Origin of the sequence: Kosakonia sacchari SP1 (assembly GCF_000300455.3) — a bacterium.
Lineage (GTDB): Bacteria > Pseudomonadota > Gammaproteobacteria > Enterobacterales > Enterobacteriaceae > Kosakonia > Kosakonia sacchari.
On record NZ_CP007215.2, the window covers coordinates 3,014,274 to 3,031,757 of the forward strand.

Consider the following 17,484-nt stretch of genomic DNA (forward strand, 5'->3'; position numbering starts at 1 on the left):
ATTCACCGCAACCCAGGACTATAAAATGTTAGATTACCGCTTCCCGACAGCTTTGCAGATGGTTCTCAGCGTAGCGATGGCGGAGCAAGTGGGTGAACGTTCGACGAGTGCGATTCTGGCCTACGGCCTGGAAGCGAATCCGAGCTTTATCCGCAAATTAATGGTGCCGCTCACGCGTGACGGCATTATCGTCTCAACGCTTGGCCGCAACGGGTCTATTCACCTTGGCCGCCCGGCGGAAGAGATCACCCTGCGCGATATCTACCTTTCCGTTATCGAAGATAAAAAACTGTGGGCGTCGCGTCCTGACGTACCGGCCCGCTGCGTGGTCAGCGCCAACGCCTGCTGGTACTTCAAGTCTATCGCCGAAGAAGCGGAGCAGGCGTCGTTACAGGTATTAGCGCGCCATACTGTGGCAAGCGCGCTGGAAGAGGTGAAAAAAGCCGATACCAACGGCTGGGATCCGGTGCCGGAACTTATCGCTCAGTATAAAAAAACGTCTTAATTATTTGCTTATTACGAAAAAAAACCGCCTTCACAATGAAGGCGGTTTTTTTGTATCTGCAACAAATTACGCAGGCAAAACGTCATTTACCGGTTTACCGCGCGTCACGAATTTACGCAGCGTAACGTAAAACACCGGTGTTAAGAACAGACCAAACAGCGTCACCCCCAGCATACCGGAGAACACCGTGATCCCGGTGACGCCGCGCACTTCTGCACCCGCGCCGTGACCGAGGATCAGCGGAATAGTGCCGGCAATAAAGGCGATGGAGGTCATCACAATCGGGCGTAAACGCAGGCGGCACGCCTCCAGCGCCGCTTCCATGATCCCTTTCCCCTGAATTTCCAGCTCGCGGGCAAACTCCACGATAAGAATCGCGTTTTTACATGCCAGCCCCATCAGTACCACCAGACCAACCTGCACGAACACGTTGTTATCGCCACCTGTCAGCCAGACGCCAAACAGCGCGGAGAGCATCGTCATCGGAACGATAAGGATCACCGCCAGCGGCAGCGTCCAGCTTTCATACAGCGCCGCCAGCACGAGAAACGCCAGCAGAACCGCGACCGGGAAGACAATCAGCGCCGTATTCCCCTGAGTGGCCTGCTGGTAGCTCAGGTCCGTCCATTCAATATTCATCCCGTTCGGCAGTATCTGCTTAGACATCCCGTCCAGTTGCGTCATCGCCTGTGAGGAAGAGAGAACGCGAGGATCGGCATCACCAATGAGATCCGCCGCCGGATAACCATTGTAACGAATCACCGGATCCGGCCCGTAAGTGGTGCTGATATTCACCATACTGCCGATCGGCACCATTTCTCCCTGATTATTACGGGTGCGCAAATTCGCAATATCTTCCACACTGTCGCGGAACGGCCCGTCGGCCTGCGCCATCACGCGCCAGGTGCGGCCGAACTGGTTGAAATCGTTCACATAAGACGAGCCCAGATAGGTTTGCAGCGTACCGAACAGATCGGTCAGCGACACGCCCTGCGCTTTCGCCTTATCACGATCAACCTGCACATCCAGCTGCGGAACGTTAGCCTGGTAGGTTGAGATGGGGAAATGCATCCCCGGCGTCTGCATAATCGCACCAGACATCGTATTCACCGCGCTTTGCAGCGCGCCATAGCCAAGACCGGCGCGATCCTGGATGTACAGCGAATAGCCAGAACCTTGACCCAGCCCTAAAATCGGCGGCGGCAAAATGGAGAATCCAAAGCCCTGCTGGATTTGCGCGATTTTAGCGTTGATCTCAGCGTTAATTTCCGCCGCGGTATGTTTACGCTGATCGAACGGTTTCAGGCCAAAAAAGACCGTCCCGGTATTTGGCGTGTTGGTGAACTGCAACGCGTTAAGCCCAGGAAAAGCGACCGCATAATCCACGCCTTCGGTATTCATACCGATTTCGCTCATTTTGCGGATCACCGCATCGGTACGGGCCAGCGAAGAGCCTTCCGGCATCTTCACGCCGCCAATTAAATAGAGCTTATCCTGCGTCGGAATAAATCCGCCGGGTACGGCTTTAAACATCACGCCAGCGGCACAGAGCAGCAGAACATAAACGACAAACACCGCACCACGTCGACCAAGCGTTTTGCCCACCAGCCCCTGATAACCGTTCGAGCTACGATGGAAAAAGCGGTTAAACGGACGGAAAAGCCAACCAAACAGACGGTCAATAAGCCTCGTCGGGAAGTCTTTCGGTGCGCCGTGCGGCTTCAACAGCAAAGCGGCCAGAGCTGGAGAGAGCGTCAGCGAGTTGATGGCAGAGATCACCGTCGAAATCGCGATTGTCACCGCAAACTGTTTATAGAACTGACCGGTTACGCCGGAGAGAAACGCCATCGGCACAAACACCGCGCACAGCACCAGCGCAATCGCGATAATCGGCCCGGACACTTCACGCATCGCCTGATGCGCCGCCGCGAGCGGAGCAAGCCCCTCTTCGATATTTCGCTCGACGTTTTCCACCACCACGATGGCGTCATCCACCACGATACCGATCGCCAGTACCAGCCCGAACAAGCTCAGGGTATTAAGCGAAAAGCCGAGCAGGTAGAGAATGCTGAACGTTCCCACGACCGATACCGGCACCGCGATCAGCGGAATAATCGACGCGCGCCAGGTTTGCAGGAACAGGATCACCACCAGCACCACCAGCACTACAGCTTCCAGCAGCGTTTGCACAACCGCGCGAATGGAATCGCGAACAAACACAGTCGGATCGTAAGGTGCCGCCCATTTCATATCTTCCGGGAAACGCGTGGCCAGTTCGTTCATTTTGGCGCGCACCGCGTTAGACAAATCGATGGCGTTCGCGCCCGGAGACTGGAAGATACCGATCCCGACCGCGTCTTTATTATTAAGCTGAGAACGCAGCGCATAGCTGCCCGAACCCATTTCAATACGCGCCACATCGCGCAGGCGAACGACCGAACCGTCTTGCGCCGTTTTCAGCACAATATTGCCAAACTCTTCTTCCGTGTGCAGACGCCCCTGAGCGTTAATCGAGATCAGGAAATCGCTCTCTTTCGGCAGCGGCTCCGCGCCAAGTTGCCCGGCGGAAACCTGCACGTTTTGCTCCTGCATCGCCGTCACCACATCCGAGGCAGTTAAGCCGCGCGCCGCCACTTTATTGGGATCCAGCCAGATGCGCATCGCGTATTCGCCCGAGCCGAAAATCTGAATCTGGCCGACACCGGGCAGACGCGCCAGTTCATCCTTCACTTTTAGCGTCGCGTAGTTACGCATATAGAGTGAATCGTATTTACCGTTGGGCGAAAACAGATGCACCACCAGCGTCAGCGTCGGTGATTGTTTCTGGGTAGTGATGCCCAGACGCCGCACATCTTCCGGCAAACGTGCCTCGGCCTGCGATACGCGGTTTTGTACCTGAACCTGTGCCTGATCGGGATCTGTCCCCGGACGGAAAGTGACGGTAGTCACCAGCACGCCGTCGGAGCCTGCGACAGATTTCATGTACATCATGTTTTCAACGCCGTTGATTGCTTCTTCCAGCGGCGTCGCCACCGTCTCGGCAATCACTTTCGGGTTGGCGCCTGGATACTCCGCACGCACCTGCACGCTTGGCGGAACGACGTCAGGATATTCGCTCACCGGCAACAGCGGGATAGCGATCAATCCTGTGACAAAAATCAGAATCGACAGCACCGCGGCGAAAATCGGCCTGTCGATAAAAAAGCGGGAAAAGTCCATGTGTCGGATTCTCAGATAAGGGATCAGTTGAGAGCGGGGCTGGCGTTCATGGCCACTGTTTTCGCGTTAACCGGCATCCCCGGCATAAACACTTTTTGTAAACCATCGACGATGACTTTATCGCCAGGGTTCAGCCCCTTCTGCACGATGCGTAAACCGGCAGCAAGACGCCCCGGCGTGATATCACGACGCTGCGCTTTCCCCTCTTTATCAACGATATAAACATATTTGCGATCCTGATCGGTCAGCACAGCTTTGTCGTCAATAAGCGTGGCTTTGAATTCAGCGCTACCCGGCAGACGTACGCGGGCAAACAGCCCCGGTGTGAACTGACGCTGCGCGTTATCCAACAGCGCGCGCATGCGGATCGTGCCGGTACTCGGCGTTAACTGATTATCCAGAAAATCCACTTTGCCCTGATGCGGGTAGCCATCCTCACCGACCAGGCCAATTTCTACCGGCAGCGCCAGGTGATTACTGGACGCCCCCTGCCCGCTGCGGGCGAGGTTTTGATAGTGGAGGTAGGTTGACTCATCCACGTCAAAGTAGACGTAAACGGTTTTCTGGGAGACCAGCGTGGTGAGTACGCTGGCGCTGTCACCCGCAGTGACCAGATTACCGCTGGTGATCAATGCCCGGCTGGCGCGACCATCGATAGGCGCGGTCACTTTGGTGAAATCCAGGTTAAGTTGCGCGGCGTCAACAGCCGCCTGCGCGGCGCGAATGTCGGCCTGCGCCTGAACGGCGACCGAACGGCGCTGCTCCCACTCTTCACGGGAAACCAGGTGGGTGTTGATTAATTTATCGGTACGGTTAGCCTCACTTTGCGCCAGGCTGGCCTGCGTTTTGGCTCTCGCCAGCGTCGCCTGCGCCTGTTCCAGCGCGGCGCGGTAGGTTCTGTCATCAATGGTGAACAGCACCTGGCCCTTTTTCACTTCCTGGCCGTCGGTGTAATTCACTTTATCAATGTAGCCGGAGACGCGGGGGCGCAGTTGAACACTCTCCACCGCTTCAATCCGACCATTAAAACTATCCCACTGGCTAATAGATTTCACTACCACGTCAGCGGCGCTGACGGCGGGAGCTTGTGGCACGGCATTTTGCGCGACACCGTTATCGCATCCGACGAGCACGACGGAGAGCAACATCGCTCCCAGTGCATTCAGATGAAAGTTAACCCAAGGTTTCTGCAGGCTCATTATTTTTATTCCGCTAATTGTAGCCGCCGGGCAAGACGCAGCGGGGAGACGCTACGCAACTTCCTTTGTCCGGGCTGGCTTCAGGCCATTTGTGCCGTTCATCGCCACAAAACTGTAACAGTTGCCAATACACTATCGCGGGGATTGTAGGGAGGCGCTAAATTTAGTGCAAGAATAATTGATACACTTTATGTGCTGTTTGAGTCAGGGGGAAAAGTCGCGTTTCTGGCAAGGATTTAAATGCAACAATAAAACTTGCAATTAATGCGAAAACAGGCCACTTTTAAATGCAACAGACAAAGATGCTTTTAAATAAGCGGCGTGAGGATAACAAGATGAACACTGGCGCATTTATTCACGATTTACTCGACTGGATCGACAACAACCTGGAAAGTCGTCTGGACATTGAAACTGTCTCCAGGCGAGCCGGCTATTCGAAATGGCACCTCCAGCGCCTCTTCAAAGAGCATACGGGTTACCGTCTCGCCGAGTATATCCGCGCGCAAAAACTGCAAAAATCGATTGAGCGCTTAACCCACAGCGACGAGCCGATTCTGAACGTGGCGATTGCGTTAGGCTTTGACTCCCAGCAGTCCTTCAACCGCAGTTTCAAGCGCCAGTATGGCCAGGCACCCGGCGCATGGCGTCGCAGTATCGGCTGCCCTCAGGCGCAGCAATTACGCCAGCAATCCTCATAACACGTCGTGGTTTTCGCACACGCGTTCAGGATGAAATCGTCGGCCTGATAACTGCAGGCCAGCGATATTACGGGCAGCCAGGCACATGCGGTTTGACGTTGCATCAAAATAGCCGCATTGAAAAAATCGGCACTGCTTGCACGGCTTAAGTGTTATCGCTGATATGAAGAAAAGTGGCGGTAATTATTTACAAACCGCATCATCATTTTGCGCCCCCCTTATTTTTTCCGCTAAAAACTTTATCCCGACCCTCTTCTCCTTCTGAGAATTTCATCTCCCAGGCCAAACAACTTGCCGTAATTAGCCGAATAATCCCCTCCACTGACACACACGAGTCGTTACTTTGATATTAATCCCGCGGCTAAACTCACCCGTTGCGCAAAGATCCACGGATTAAATAATGTTTCCTAACCTGAAATTCTTCTGCGTGTTACAGGCAGCAGAAAAGTTTTAATAAGTCATCGTCATCAGCGTCTGTGATCTTTTTGCTACCAGACGTGTCAACACCATCAGATTTCCCAGTACATGTAACCCCGCTTCGCGGTCGATCTCTTTGATGGGGTTGCAGATTTAACCAGCGTCATAACGGTAATGCGCTTGTGAGCCGGAAAACGAGCTTATCCATGGTGATATTTTCACCTGCATATCTTCATGTTTGTCGACGTTCGTTAAAAATAAAATGGACAATTAAGCGCAATATTTACCCGGTTTGCCTGGATGATGCCGGGTTTAAATTTAACTACCCCTATATTGTTATATTGGTTAATCGTGGTATCTAAATTTAAATAAAAATTAACAACCTTTAAATATATGCGTATCTTTTGTTGGTTTTTTTAGTTTTTTTATTTGCTGAAGCGATCCATTCGAACGTTTTCTCTGCACACAGTCGGTTATAAACACGTCCTGTCATTTGTCACACAAAACAACCGACATTTAAAAACAGGACTTGATAATGCCCGAATACCTCCTTTTTGCGCTGGGCCTCGTTCCGCTCATGCTTATGGTTTTTTTAATACTGAAAGTGAAAACACCGATTCATTATTCCGTGCTCATTACGCTCGCATTAACGTGCGGGTTGACGATGGTATTCTGGCAGATGCCAACAGAAACGTTGCGCGCCGCCCTGACATACGGCGCCCTCAAAGGTCTCTGGCCAATTGTGATTGTGATCCTGGGGGCGATTTTCAGTTACAACGTGATGCAAGCGACCCGCGCACTTAACATCTTGCGGGATGTTCTTATCGGCATCAGCGACGATAAACGCATTCAGGTGCTGCTGATTTCCTGGTGCTTTGGCGGTTTTCTGGAAGCGGCAGCCGGTTACGGGACCGCAGTCGCTATTCCTATCGGTATTCTGATTACGCTTGGTTTTCCGCCCCTGAAAGCCGCTATCGCTTCGCTGGTTGCCAATACCGTGCCCACGGCGTTTGGTGCTGTCGGTATTCCCGTCACGATACTTGCCGAACAGGTGCATTTACCGGTTAACGCCCTCGGCGGCACCATCATCATGCAACTGGCCGCGTTCAACATCCTGCTGCCGTTTGTGATCATTTGCGTCATTGGCGGCGGCGTTCGGGCTATCCGTGGCGTGTTCGGCATTACGTTGCTGTGCGGCGTGGCAACGCTGATCCCACAGTACTTCGTCGCCATTCACCTCGGGGCGGAATTGCCTGCCTTTGCGGGCAGTCTGGTGAGCCTGATTGTGGTGGCGCTGGCTGGCCGTGCGCGCAACGGCAAGACCGAACCTGAATGGCGGGTCGATAATAAACATAAAGCGGAAACCGCGCCGCGCTCTCCGGTGGTGCTGCTCAGAACCTGCTCCATTTATATATTGATGTTTGTTTTCATTCTGCTCTGCTCACCGCTTTTTCCTGGCATTAAAGCAGCCGTTTCACAGATTGCGTCGGTGCTGCACTTCCCGCTGGCAAATGGTCAAATACTCACGCTCAAGGTGGAATGGCTCGCCACTCCCGGCATGCTTATCATCTTTGCAACCCTCATTGGCGGCTTTATCCAGGGGGCGTCAGCAAAAGGAATGTTGCAGGTATTTGTCGAAACCCTTCTTCAGCTTAAAAACTCCATTATCGCGATTATGGCAATCGTCGCGCTGGCGACCGTGATGGATGTCAGCGGGCTCATTTCCACGCTGGCACAAACAATGGTGCATCTCACCGGCGGCGCGTTTGTCTTTATATCACCGGTTATTGGCGCGCTTGGCACCTTTGTCACCGGCAGCGATACCAACTCCAACGTCCTGTTCGGCAAGCTGCAAACCATGGCGGCGGAAAAACTGCATATTGATCCGAACTGGCTCGCCGCGGCCAATACCGCCGGGGCGACCGGCGGGAAAATGATCTCCCCGCAAAGTATTGCCATCGCCGTCTCCGCCACGCGAATGGAGGGTCAGGGCAGCACGATTATGACTGGCACCATGAAGTACTGTGCCGCTTACATCTTCATTCTTGGGCTTAAGGTCGGCCTTTTCTATTACTGGTTTATGGCCTGACGCCACCGCATCGCGGAATAACGCTACTCGATAAAAAGCAATGGAGTTTCCAATGAACGTCAATTTTTACGTCACCTGTATTGGTGATGCGTTGAAATCGCGGATGGCGCGCGACTCGGTGTTATTGCTCGAACAACTCGGCTGCCAGGTCACCTTCCCTGAAAAACAGGGGTGCTGCGGTCAGCCAGCCATGAACAGCGGTTATACAAAAGAAGCGATCCCGGGCATGAAAAACCTGATCGCCGCGCTGGAGGAAAACGATGATCCGATTATTTCCCCAGCAGGCTCCTGCACGTACGCCATCAAAAGCTACCCAGGGTATCTGACCGACGAGCCTGAATGGGCGCTGCGCGCCGAAAAAGTGGCCGCCAGAATGCACGATCTCACCTCTTTTATCGTCAATAAACTTGGCGTTGTCGACGTCGGTGCGAGTCTGCCAGGGAAAGCCGTTTACCATCCTTCCTGTAGCCTTTCCCGCAAGCTGGGTGTTACGCAAGAGCCACTGACACTTCTGAATCATGTTAAAGGTCTGGAGCTGCTTCCCTTTGCCGAGCAGGAAACCTGCTGCGGTTTTGGCGGCACCTTTTCCGTAAAAATGGCAGAAATTTCTGGCGAGATGGTGAAGGAAAAAACGGCACATTTGATGGATGCGCAGCCAGAGTATCTGATTGGCGCGGATGTCAGTTGCCTGCTGAATATTGGCGGGCGTCTTCAGCGCGAAGGCCGAAATGTGAAAGTTATGCATATTGCCGAAGTGCTGATGAGCCGCTAACGGGAGGAGAACATCGTGTCTTTAAAAACCAGCAATGCAGATTTTAAATCACGGATCCGCCAGCAGTTAGACGATCCTATTATGCGTAAAGCGGTCGCGAACGCGCAGCAACGAATTGGCATTAATCGCCAGCGTATGGTTGAAGAACTGGGCAACTGGGAAGAGTGGCGCGAGCGCGCCAGTCAGATCCGTGAACACGTTCTGGATAATCTGGACGCCTATCTGTATCAGCTTTCAGAGAAAGTTACGGAAAATGGCGGTCACGTTTTCTTTGCGAAAACAAAAGAAGACGCCACGCGCTACATTTTAAAGGTGGCGCAGGCCAAAAACGCCCGCAAAGTGGTGAAGTCCAAATCGATGGTGACCGAAGAGATTGGCATGAACGCGGTACTGCAGGATGCCGGTATCCAGGTCATTGAAACCGATCTTGGCGAGTATATTCTGCAGTTGGATCAGGACCCGCCGTCGCATGTCGTCGTTCCCGCTATCCATAAAGACCGCCATCAGATCCGCCGCGTCCTGCATGAACATCTCGGTTATGACGGCCCGGAAACCCCGGAGGCCATGACCCTGTTTATCCGCCAGAAGATCCGCCAGGAATTCCTGAGCGCAGAAGTCGGCGTCACCGGTTGTAATTTCGCAGTGGCTGAAACAGGCTCTGTGTGTCTGGTCACCAATGAAGGCAATGCCCGGATGTGCACGACGCTACCGAAAACGCATATCGCCGTGATGGGGATGGAGCGTATTGCGCCAACGTTTGAAGAAGTGGATGTTCTCATTACGATGCTCGCCCGCAGCGCGGTAGGGGCGCGTTTGACCGGTTATAACACCTGGCTTACAGGGCCCCGCGAGGCGGATAACGTGGATGGGCCGGAAGAGTTCCATCTGGTCATTATTGATAATGGTCGCTCGGCGGTGCTGGGATCCGATTTTCGCGATGTGTTGCGCTGTATCCGTTGCGGCGCGTGTATGAATACCTGCCCCGCGTATCGCCATATCGGCGGACATGGTTACGGTTCTATCTATCCAGGTCCGATTGGTGCGGTCATCTCCCCCTTACTCGGCGGATATAAAGATTTCAAAGATCTTCCCTATGCCTGTTCGCTGTGTACTGCGTGCGATAGCGTCTGCCCGGTACAAATTCCCCTGTCCAAACTGATCCTTCGCCATCGACGGGTGATGGCAGAGGAAGGGTTAACGCCTAAAGCGGAACAGCGGGCGATGAAAATGTTCGCCTACGCCAACAGTCATCCAGGATTGTGGAAAGTCGGCATGATTGCCGGGGCGCAGGTGGCCAGTTGGTTTATCAAAGGGGGCAAAACACCGCTCAACATCGGTGCGATCGGCGACTGGACGCAAGCGCGTGACCTGCCGGAAGCGGATGGCGAAAGTTTTCGTAGCTGGTTCAAAAAACATCAGGCGCAGGGGAAAAAGAATGGATAACCGAATGGCATTTTTGACCACCATTAGCCAGGCACTGGGAAGGGAGATTCGTTACCAGCCTGAGCAGGCAATGCCACCTGTTAACAACTACGCGCAAACACGTCTCACCGGGCTAAGCCCACAGCAACGCTGTGATGAATTTATCCATGTCGCCTCAACGGTAATGCTGGCGCACTGTGAGTTGACCCGCGAGGAAAAGGCTGGCGAAGCCGTGCTGAATTTATGCGAAAAATATGGCGGTCAGCCAATTGTCATCAGCGGCGATGCACGGTTGAAAGAGCTGGGCATCACTCATCGTCTTGAAGAAGTTTATGATGCCTTCATCTGGGATCCGGCCAAAGGCGAAGAGAATATCCGCAAGGCTGAGCTGGCGAAAATTGGGGTGGTGTACGCAGAATATGGCTTAACCGAATCGGGCGGTGTCGTGCTTTTCTCTGCGCCTGAACGCGGCAGAGCCCTGAGTTTGTTACCCGCCTCCTCTATTTTTGTGTTGCGCAAAAGCAATATTCTTCCTCGCGTGTCACAACTGGCGCAAACGCTACATCAAAAAGCGCTGGCGGGTGAGCGGATGCCTTCCTGTATCAACCTGATCGGAGGACCCAGTTCAACAGCGGACATTGAACTGATAAAAGTCGTGGGCGTTCATGGTCCGGTAAACGCAGCGTATTTGATCATCGAAGATTGCTGATAACAAACAGCCCTCCTTTGCAGGAGGGCTGTTGTTCCCGCCATCGCTGACTGTGCCAAATAATGCTCTGTTTATGAACTGTCAGCATAATCAGCACCAGTAGACTTCATTCGCGTGCCTTTTAGTCTTCAGATGCATCCGTCATCGGGAAAGGGATCCAGTTTTTTGCGCAATCCGCCGGGACAGCCGATCGTGGTAACGATGTTTCTCCCGGCGGCGCAGGTGTGACACCGTCGGGGCCAATGACGATCTTCGCCGATTCAATAAGCCAACGGGCAGTGTTGTTGAAAGACACGCCGTTCAGGGCAAATTGCAGAGGATGAACGGCGTCATAACCGCGTAGTACCAACTGGCCGGTTTCGCCGGCAATATGACTCAGGGAGATATCGAGGTAGACGGGAATGTTGTTACCGATCGCATGCGCATCATATCGGGTATCAAAGTCAAGCGGCCGGCGATTCCCCCGCATACAAACATTTTCGTAGCGCACATCGCTGACAACGCCGCCCCGGCTGATGTCACTTTTGATACGCAGCCCCGAGGTTGTGCCGTCAAGCGTCAAATCACGAACCCGAATGTCACTGACACCGCCAAGCGTTTCGCTACCAATCGACATCCCGTGTCCCCAGTAAAAATGGTTATCCACCAAAACCACATGACGCGTGGCGCCGCCTGCGCCCGCTTTAATTGCCACATTATCGTCACCGGTTCTGATGAAGCTGTGGGCGATGAGGATATTCTGCGACGAAATGGGATCAATTCCGTCGGTGTTACGGGCATTCACCGGGGTATCAATACGCACGCCCCAGAACGTCGCATCCTGGACGTTTTTCAGCGTGACATGGAATCCAGGCGAATTTCGCAGTGTGATGCCGTGAAAAATAATATGCGAGGCATCTTCTATTTCAATCAGGCGAGGAACATTCTGCGCCCCGCCTTCCGTCTGCGCGCGGCGAGCCAGTTGCCACCATGACTCTTCCTGTCCTTGTATCGGTTTACCGCCCTGCCCATCAATAACGCCCTCCCCGACAATGCCGCCCCCGTCCGTGCTTTTAAAAAGAATAAAGGGCCGACAGCCATTCCCTTTATGATCGACCGTGCCACAATGGCCATTTTTGTCATAAACACGTGGGTCACTATTCGCAACCAGCATTGCCCCCCGCGAGATCCAGAGTGTGACGCCAGACTTCATGGTCAGCGGTCCACTGGAGAAACGACCCGCAAGGAGTTGTAATGCCTCACCCCGAGGGCAGTTATCCATCGCCGCCTGAAGCCGTCGGGTATCGTCTCCTGACGAAGAAGCCAGCCTTGCGCAGATATGCGCGGGCAGCACTGGTTCTGGCATATCAGCGTTATTCTGGGCCAATAGCATCGCGCTGAACCCTGATACCGGGAAAACAATGAGGCTGGCAATTATTCCTTTCACATTACGGAGCAGAGAAAACATAATCATCCCGACATTAGCATTGTTGAAGTATGGTTAAAGTGCTGCGATAAAAAACTGCCGAATTCGTACTTAGTTGAATTGGCGTTTAAGTTCAGCGGAGAAAAAGTGATAAGATGTTTCCCCTTTTTTATTTCCACGATTATCAATCAGTATTAATTCATTACACTTAAAGCGAAAGAGATTTAGCAAACCGCATTGGTTTTTCATGCTGCTTTCGTTTTAACTTCATGCAATACAGATATCTCTTTATGTGTACTCATTACCATCCCGTTTAGTAAAAACACGTCCGGATGTTGCATCAAGAGTGTTCACAATACGCTTTAGATCTTCTAAATCGTAATAAAACTGCTGATTTAACGGGATATTTCTGACAATCCCAATGCAATAGTTCAAAGCATTTAACGCATTATGTACCTGGTAAAGGCAAAGTGCGGCGTTGCTGTCCAGACGGGCTTTGGTTAACATGCGGACATCCTGCTCAATGCCTGCCCTGATAACGTCCAGTTTTAGGTACAATAAGCGCAAAGCGTCGGGCTCATCAGGTTCCAGTAACAACACGTTCATTATTCCAATGGATTCTTTAAAATTTTTAACGATAGAGTTAATAAAATTACGCGCGTCATATCCCATGTTCACTCCGCAAATAGTTATTAATGCCATTAGTTTCACTTCATATAATTAGTGTTGTTATCCAGAGGCATAAAAGTAAACGACAGTGCAACAAAGTAAAATAAAAGTCGAGAACGTAAACAGTGACGCTCTAATTTTCATTAGATAAGTTTATCTTTATAAAATTAAACCTGGACACAATAACATTATCTAATCAATGCTCGCAGCATAACCTCATTAATAGTGTGAATATCACTGATATTGCTTTTTACCGGCACGGAGCAATCGGTTCGGTGCATATTTGTAAGATCGTGATGTTGTCTTTCAGGTTATCCCTGCATCGGGTGCCTGCGGGGCACGCTGAATAAAGCGCATGGTATCCAGTAAATTATCCTTCTCAGCGTCAGTAAGATTTGGGGACACTGTTTTCTCCGCCAGCACAGCCCGGTCGGTATAAGAGAGCGTCCCTGCCCGAAGCCGCTGACTTATAGCCATTAGCAGATGCTTGTCCAGTTCATTAATACGCCGTCTGATCCCATCAAGATCCAGGAGGGTGACAAATGATTCTGGTCGAGGCAACCAGTCTGCCAGATAGCGATACTGTATCGCTTTTCCCGCATTCATCAGCGCACTGATAAACGGCTCTACGGACTTCGGTTCCAGCCCAGCCTCGCGCGCAGTGCTTCGCGCCTGCGACAGCACTTTTTGTTCCCGGGCTAAATCCTCCACCGGCAAATGGTACTTCGCTTTGCAGGCTGCAACGTCTCTCATTAACGCCATGCGTTCGCTTAAGAGTGATGAAAGGGCACTGAGACAAATGGGCGCAGAGGCTCCCGTAAAAAAACTTCCGGACATACAGAGTGTCGATACGAAAATCTTCATCATCATCCCTCTAAAATGGCGCCAGGACTAATTTACCTGCGCAAATATAACCAATGGTTACTATTTCATTTCTGGATGTAAGAGCTTTGTTATAAGCAGCACATGACGTTCCAGCGCGCACGCGCTCTTCAGATACCCAATTGCGTGACCCATCGTGGTTGAAAAGTGCCTCCGGGATCACCAGTAAGCCAGTACCATGATAAAGCGGCAACAGGCATCGTTCACTTTTCATTAATTCAATTGCGTTATTATTTCATCAAGGCAGCTTTGCGTAAGAAAATGTAACGCGCTGATATCAATATGGATTCATCAACAGACAGCAAATCCTGTACGGATCTGCGATTTTTGTAAGGGAGAAAAAGCACTCCAGACCAGGCAGGGTGAACACAGGGATAAGAGTGATGACGTGCCAGATATCCCCTCCCTTAGGGGCTCCGGCAGCAGGGATAGCCATTTTATAAAGAACGCCCCCGGAAAATATCAGTCATCAATCCTCAAAGAATACGTGCGTGTTGCGGCAAGCGAAGCGGATCTTAACTGACCACAACCTCCTGGCGGCGAGAAAAGCGCTGAAACACATAATTACCGCAGGCAAAAGCATCGGTCAGGTTCTGTTGAATTACATATTGCACATTTCAAATGCTTAATCATTCGCTGGAAAAACAGGCTCACGCAGTCAGCTGGCGCGACACGGATCCGGTTATTTATACGTCCTTATTGAGCCGTAATGGTTTTGTTCCGTTCGCGGCCATCACCTTTCAAAGAGGAGCTTGCCTGGAAAGGTGGCCTTTTACGCCTATCACAAGGGGATGAAGATCGGTGACGGGGTTAGAGCGCGGCCTGTTTGCCCCCCGCAAAAAATAAAACCCGGTTTCCCGGGTTTTAACGCTAACTATCAACGCCGTCAGTCGTACGCTTTCAGCGTGCGCTGGCAGAGCGCGGAGCGTACGCAGTCGTCTTTATTAAAGCGTACAACGCCAATCATCTCATCTTCCTCAAAACGTGCCAGCGCGTCGCTCAAACCCGATTTCACACCGGATGGCAGGTCACACTGGGTAATATCACCGTTGACAATAACGGTCACGTTCTCCCCGAGGCGCGTTAAAAACATTTTCATTTGCGCAGCCGTGACATTCTGAGCCTCGTCGAGAATGACCACCGCATTTTCAAAGGTACGTCCACGCATATAGGCGAACGGCGCGATTTCCACCTTACCGATCTCTGGTCGCAGGCAGTATTGCATAAAGGACGCCCCCAGGCGTTTCAACAGCACGTCGTAGACGGGCCGGAAATAGGGAGCGAACTTCTCCGAAATATCACCGGGTAAGAAACCGAGATCTTCGTCGGCCTGCAGAACCGGTCGGGTTACAATAATCCTGTCCACGTCCTTATGGATCAGGGCTTCCGCCGCTTTCGCCGCGCTGATCCACGTTTTCCCGCAGCCGGCTTCGCCGGTTGCAAAGATCAGTTGTTTACTCTCGATAGCATTCAGGTAGTGCGCCTGAGCTTCATTACGCGCTGCAATTGGAGAAGTATCACGGCTGTCCCGCGCCATGCCAATTGCTTCTACGCCACTCATCTGCACAAGCGAGGTGACCGACTCTTCTTCACGTTGTTTATGGCTGCGTGAATCACGTCTCAGCACGCGTTTCGCTTCACGACGAGCTTTGATCACTGCTTTTTGTCTTCCCATGGATAGCACCTTGAGTTGTTGGTTTACATCACACACGTCGCTATCGACGCGATTATGCGCACAAACGTCTGAGGGTTGGCTTCCTTGTAAGCCATGACTTGCCTTTGAAAATGACGTGCCAACGCGACGAACAGCATCGGCTGCCACATCGTCAACATCAGGAATGAAAAAGAAGGAGGAAAATTCAGGGGTGAAGAAGTCGCTGCCGGAGGTCGCACCTCCGTGCCGGGTTTTGCGTGGTCTTTTTGTCTGTCCGCTACTGGACTTTACCATCCGCGATCTCCAGAAAAACTTCATCACCGCAGGGGATAACGCTCTCACTAATTACATCAAAGATTAGCATCATTGCAACATTATTTTTACGAAACCATAACGCGCATGACCCCTGCGTCGTTGAACAGAGTCTCGGTTATGAATATTACAGAAAGATAACAGATACTTTCTCATACGAAAAAATGATATCTGGATGGCAGAAAAAGTATGTCAGGATGCAACAGATAACAGAATATCCTGCCCGATAGCGGGCAGGATAGGATCTTCACGCTTCGAGCAGAGATTGCGCCAGATAGCGGTTTGCTGCTTGTACGCCGGGCAACGCAAAGAAGTAACCGCCGCCAATCGGACGAATGTACTCTTCCAGCGCCTCGCCGTTCAGACGTTTTTGCACCGTCAGAAAGCCTTTTTCCAGATCATGCTGATAACAGACGAATAACAGCCCCATATCCAGCTGACCGGAGTTGGTCACGCCGAGCGAGTAACTGTAACCACGCCGCATCATCAAGCTGGACTGCGTCTCTTTCGTCCGCGGGTTCGCCAGACGAATATGGCTGTCGAGGGCTATGACATCACCGTCCGGATCGCTGGCGTAATCCGGGACGTCATGCTCATTTTTCATGCCCAGCGGCGCGCCGGAATGCTTATCACGCCCGAAAATGGTCTGCTGCTCTTTCAGCGGTGTGCGATCCCAAAACTCCACGTGGAATTGGATAATACGCACCGCCTGGTAACTGCCGCCCACCGCCCACGCCGGTTCGCCCTGCTCTTTCGTCACCCACACCACCTCGTTCATCAGCGTATTATTGCTGCTGTCCGGGTTGGCAGTGCCATCTTTAAAGCCCAGCAGGTTAACCGGCGTCTCTTTGCCTTTGCTGCGCGCTGCATGGTCGGAGATAAACCCTTCCCGCTTCCAGCGCACGCTGAGTAAATCCGGCGTGTGCTTAATGATGTCACGCAGCGCATGAATCACCGTGTCCTGTGTGTTGGCACAAATCTGGATCAGCAAGTCGCCGTGACACAGCGCCGCATCAAGCGAATCGTTAGGGAAACGCGTCATCTTTTGCAGCTTTTTCGGCATCTGCGCGCGCAAACCAAAACGTTGATCGAACAGCGATTCGCCTACGGAAACCGTCATCGTCAGGTTATCCGGCGCGATATACGCCCCAAGAATCCCGGAGTCCATCGGCGGTAAGCGTGGGTTCGGGGTATCCGGAGCCGGGCCGCCAGTGGTCAGAAAGGTAATGCGCTGCGTTAATAAGCGGAACAACCGTTCAAGGTCGGCTTTATCAGCAGCCAGCACGTCAAACGCCACCAGCATCATTGACGCCTGCTGTGGCGTCAAAATACCGGCCTGATGCGCGCCCAGGAAAGGCTGCTTCTCCATACGCGCATCAGGCGAAAGCGTCCCCGGAGCGCTCTTTGGTGTTACCGCATGTGCTACCGGGCATCCGCCAGCCAGCGCAAGCGCGCCTCCCAGCGCGCCCATACTTTTTAATAAACGGCGCCGGGAAGGTTCGCTGACGTCGTTGTTATCATCTTGCTTCATG

13 protein-coding genes are annotated in these 17,484 nt (G+C 52.4%); 6 read left to right on the top strand and 7 right to left on the bottom strand.

Annotated elements, in window-relative coordinates; translation table 11 throughout:
* Nucleotides 1-25: 25 nt before the first annotated feature.
* Nucleotides 26-505, top strand: coding sequence for an RrF2 family transcriptional regulator (locus tag C813_RS37265; RefSeq protein ID WP_017456300.1), 480 nt, complete (start codon nt 26-28; stop codon nt 503-505).
* 66 nt (nt 506-571) lie between these two features.
* Here the strand turns inward: C813_RS37265 and oqxB are convergent, their stop codons facing one another.
* Both oqxB and C813_RS37275 read right to left on the bottom strand, forming a co-directional pair.
* Complete coding sequence (gene oqxB / locus C813_RS37270; RefSeq protein WP_017456299.1) at nt 572-3,724, bottom strand: multidrug efflux RND transporter permease subunit OqxB; 3,153 nt, start codon at nt 3,722-3,724, stop codon at nt 572-574.
* Nucleotides 3,725-3,747: 23 nt separating this feature from the next.
* Nucleotides 3,748-4,923: an efflux RND transporter periplasmic adaptor subunit gene (locus C813_RS37275; RefSeq protein ID WP_017456298.1), complete on the bottom strand. Its 1,176-nt coding sequence runs from the start codon at nt 4,921-4,923 to the stop codon at nt 3,748-3,750.
* Between the two features lie 335 nt (nt 4,924-5,258).
* Here C813_RS37275 and C813_RS37280 point away from each other — a divergent pair, with 335 nt between their 5' ends.
* The 5 genes from C813_RS37280 to C813_RS37300 all read left to right on the top strand — a co-directional run bounded on the left by C813_RS37280 (nt 5,259) and on the right by C813_RS37300 (nt 11,030).
* Nucleotides 5,259-5,621 carry a helix-turn-helix domain-containing protein gene (locus C813_RS37280; protein WP_017456297.1) on the top strand — a complete coding sequence of 121 codons (363 nt, stop codon included), beginning with the start codon at nt 5,259-5,261 and terminating at the stop codon, nt 5,619-5,621.
* A 952-nt stretch (nt 5,622-6,573) separates the two neighbouring features.
* Nucleotides 6,574-8,127 carry an L-lactate permease gene (locus tag C813_RS37285; protein ID WP_017456296.1) on the top strand — a complete coding sequence of 518 codons (1,554 nt, stop codon included), beginning with the start codon at nt 6,574-6,576 and terminating at the stop codon, nt 8,125-8,127.
* A 52-nt stretch (nt 8,128-8,179) separates the two neighbouring features.
* A complete protein-coding gene (locus C813_RS37290) occupies nt 8,180-8,899 on the top strand; it encodes a (Fe-S)-binding protein (protein ID WP_017456295.1) in 720 nt (239 codons plus the stop codon).
* A 15-nt stretch (nt 8,900-8,914) separates the two neighbouring features.
* A complete protein-coding gene (locus tag C813_RS37295; RefSeq protein ID WP_017456294.1) occupies nt 8,915-10,342 on the top strand; it encodes a LutB/LldF family L-lactate oxidation iron-sulfur protein in 1,428 nt (475 codons plus the stop codon).
* The gene (locus C813_RS37300) at nt 10,335-11,030 is read left to right on the top strand and encodes a LutC/YkgG family protein (protein ID WP_017456293.1); all 696 of its coding nucleotides are present in this window, start codon (nt 10,335-10,337) and stop codon (nt 11,028-11,030) included. Before C813_RS37295 ends, C813_RS37300 begins: the two co-directional genes overlap by 8 nt.
* Nucleotides 11,031-11,151: 121 nt before the next feature.
* On the opposite strand, the gene C813_RS37305 is transcribed toward C813_RS37300, so the two are convergent.
* The 5 genes from C813_RS37305 to efeB form a co-directional block, all read right to left on the bottom strand.
* Complete coding sequence (locus C813_RS37305) at nt 11,152-12,375, bottom strand: glycoside hydrolase family 28 protein (protein ID WP_238593034.1); 1,224 nt, start codon at nt 12,373-12,375, stop codon at nt 11,152-11,154.
* A 348-nt stretch (nt 12,376-12,723) separates the two neighbouring features.
* Nucleotides 12,724-13,107: a hypothetical protein gene (locus C813_RS37310; RefSeq protein ID WP_017456291.1), complete on the bottom strand. Its 384-nt coding sequence runs from the start codon at nt 13,105-13,107 to the stop codon at nt 12,724-12,726.
* Nucleotides 13,108-13,410: 303 nt separating this feature from the next.
* A complete protein-coding gene (locus C813_RS37315) occupies nt 13,411-13,974 on the bottom strand; it encodes a chorismate mutase (RefSeq protein ID WP_017456290.1) in 564 nt (187 codons plus the stop codon).
* Nucleotides 13,975-14,872: 898 nt separating this feature from the next.
* Nucleotides 14,873-15,661 (bottom strand): phosphate starvation-inducible protein PhoH, encoded by a 789-nt coding sequence (gene phoH / locus C813_RS37320; RefSeq protein WP_017456289.1) that lies wholly within the window; start codon nt 15,659-15,661, stop codon nt 14,873-14,875.
* 538 nt (nt 15,662-16,199) lie between these two features.
* Nucleotides 16,200-17,483: an iron uptake transporter deferrochelatase/peroxidase subunit gene (gene efeB, locus C813_RS37330; RefSeq protein ID WP_017456287.1), complete on the bottom strand. Its 1,284-nt coding sequence runs from the start codon at nt 17,481-17,483 to the stop codon at nt 16,200-16,202.
* Nucleotide 17,484: the final 1 nt, after the last annotated feature.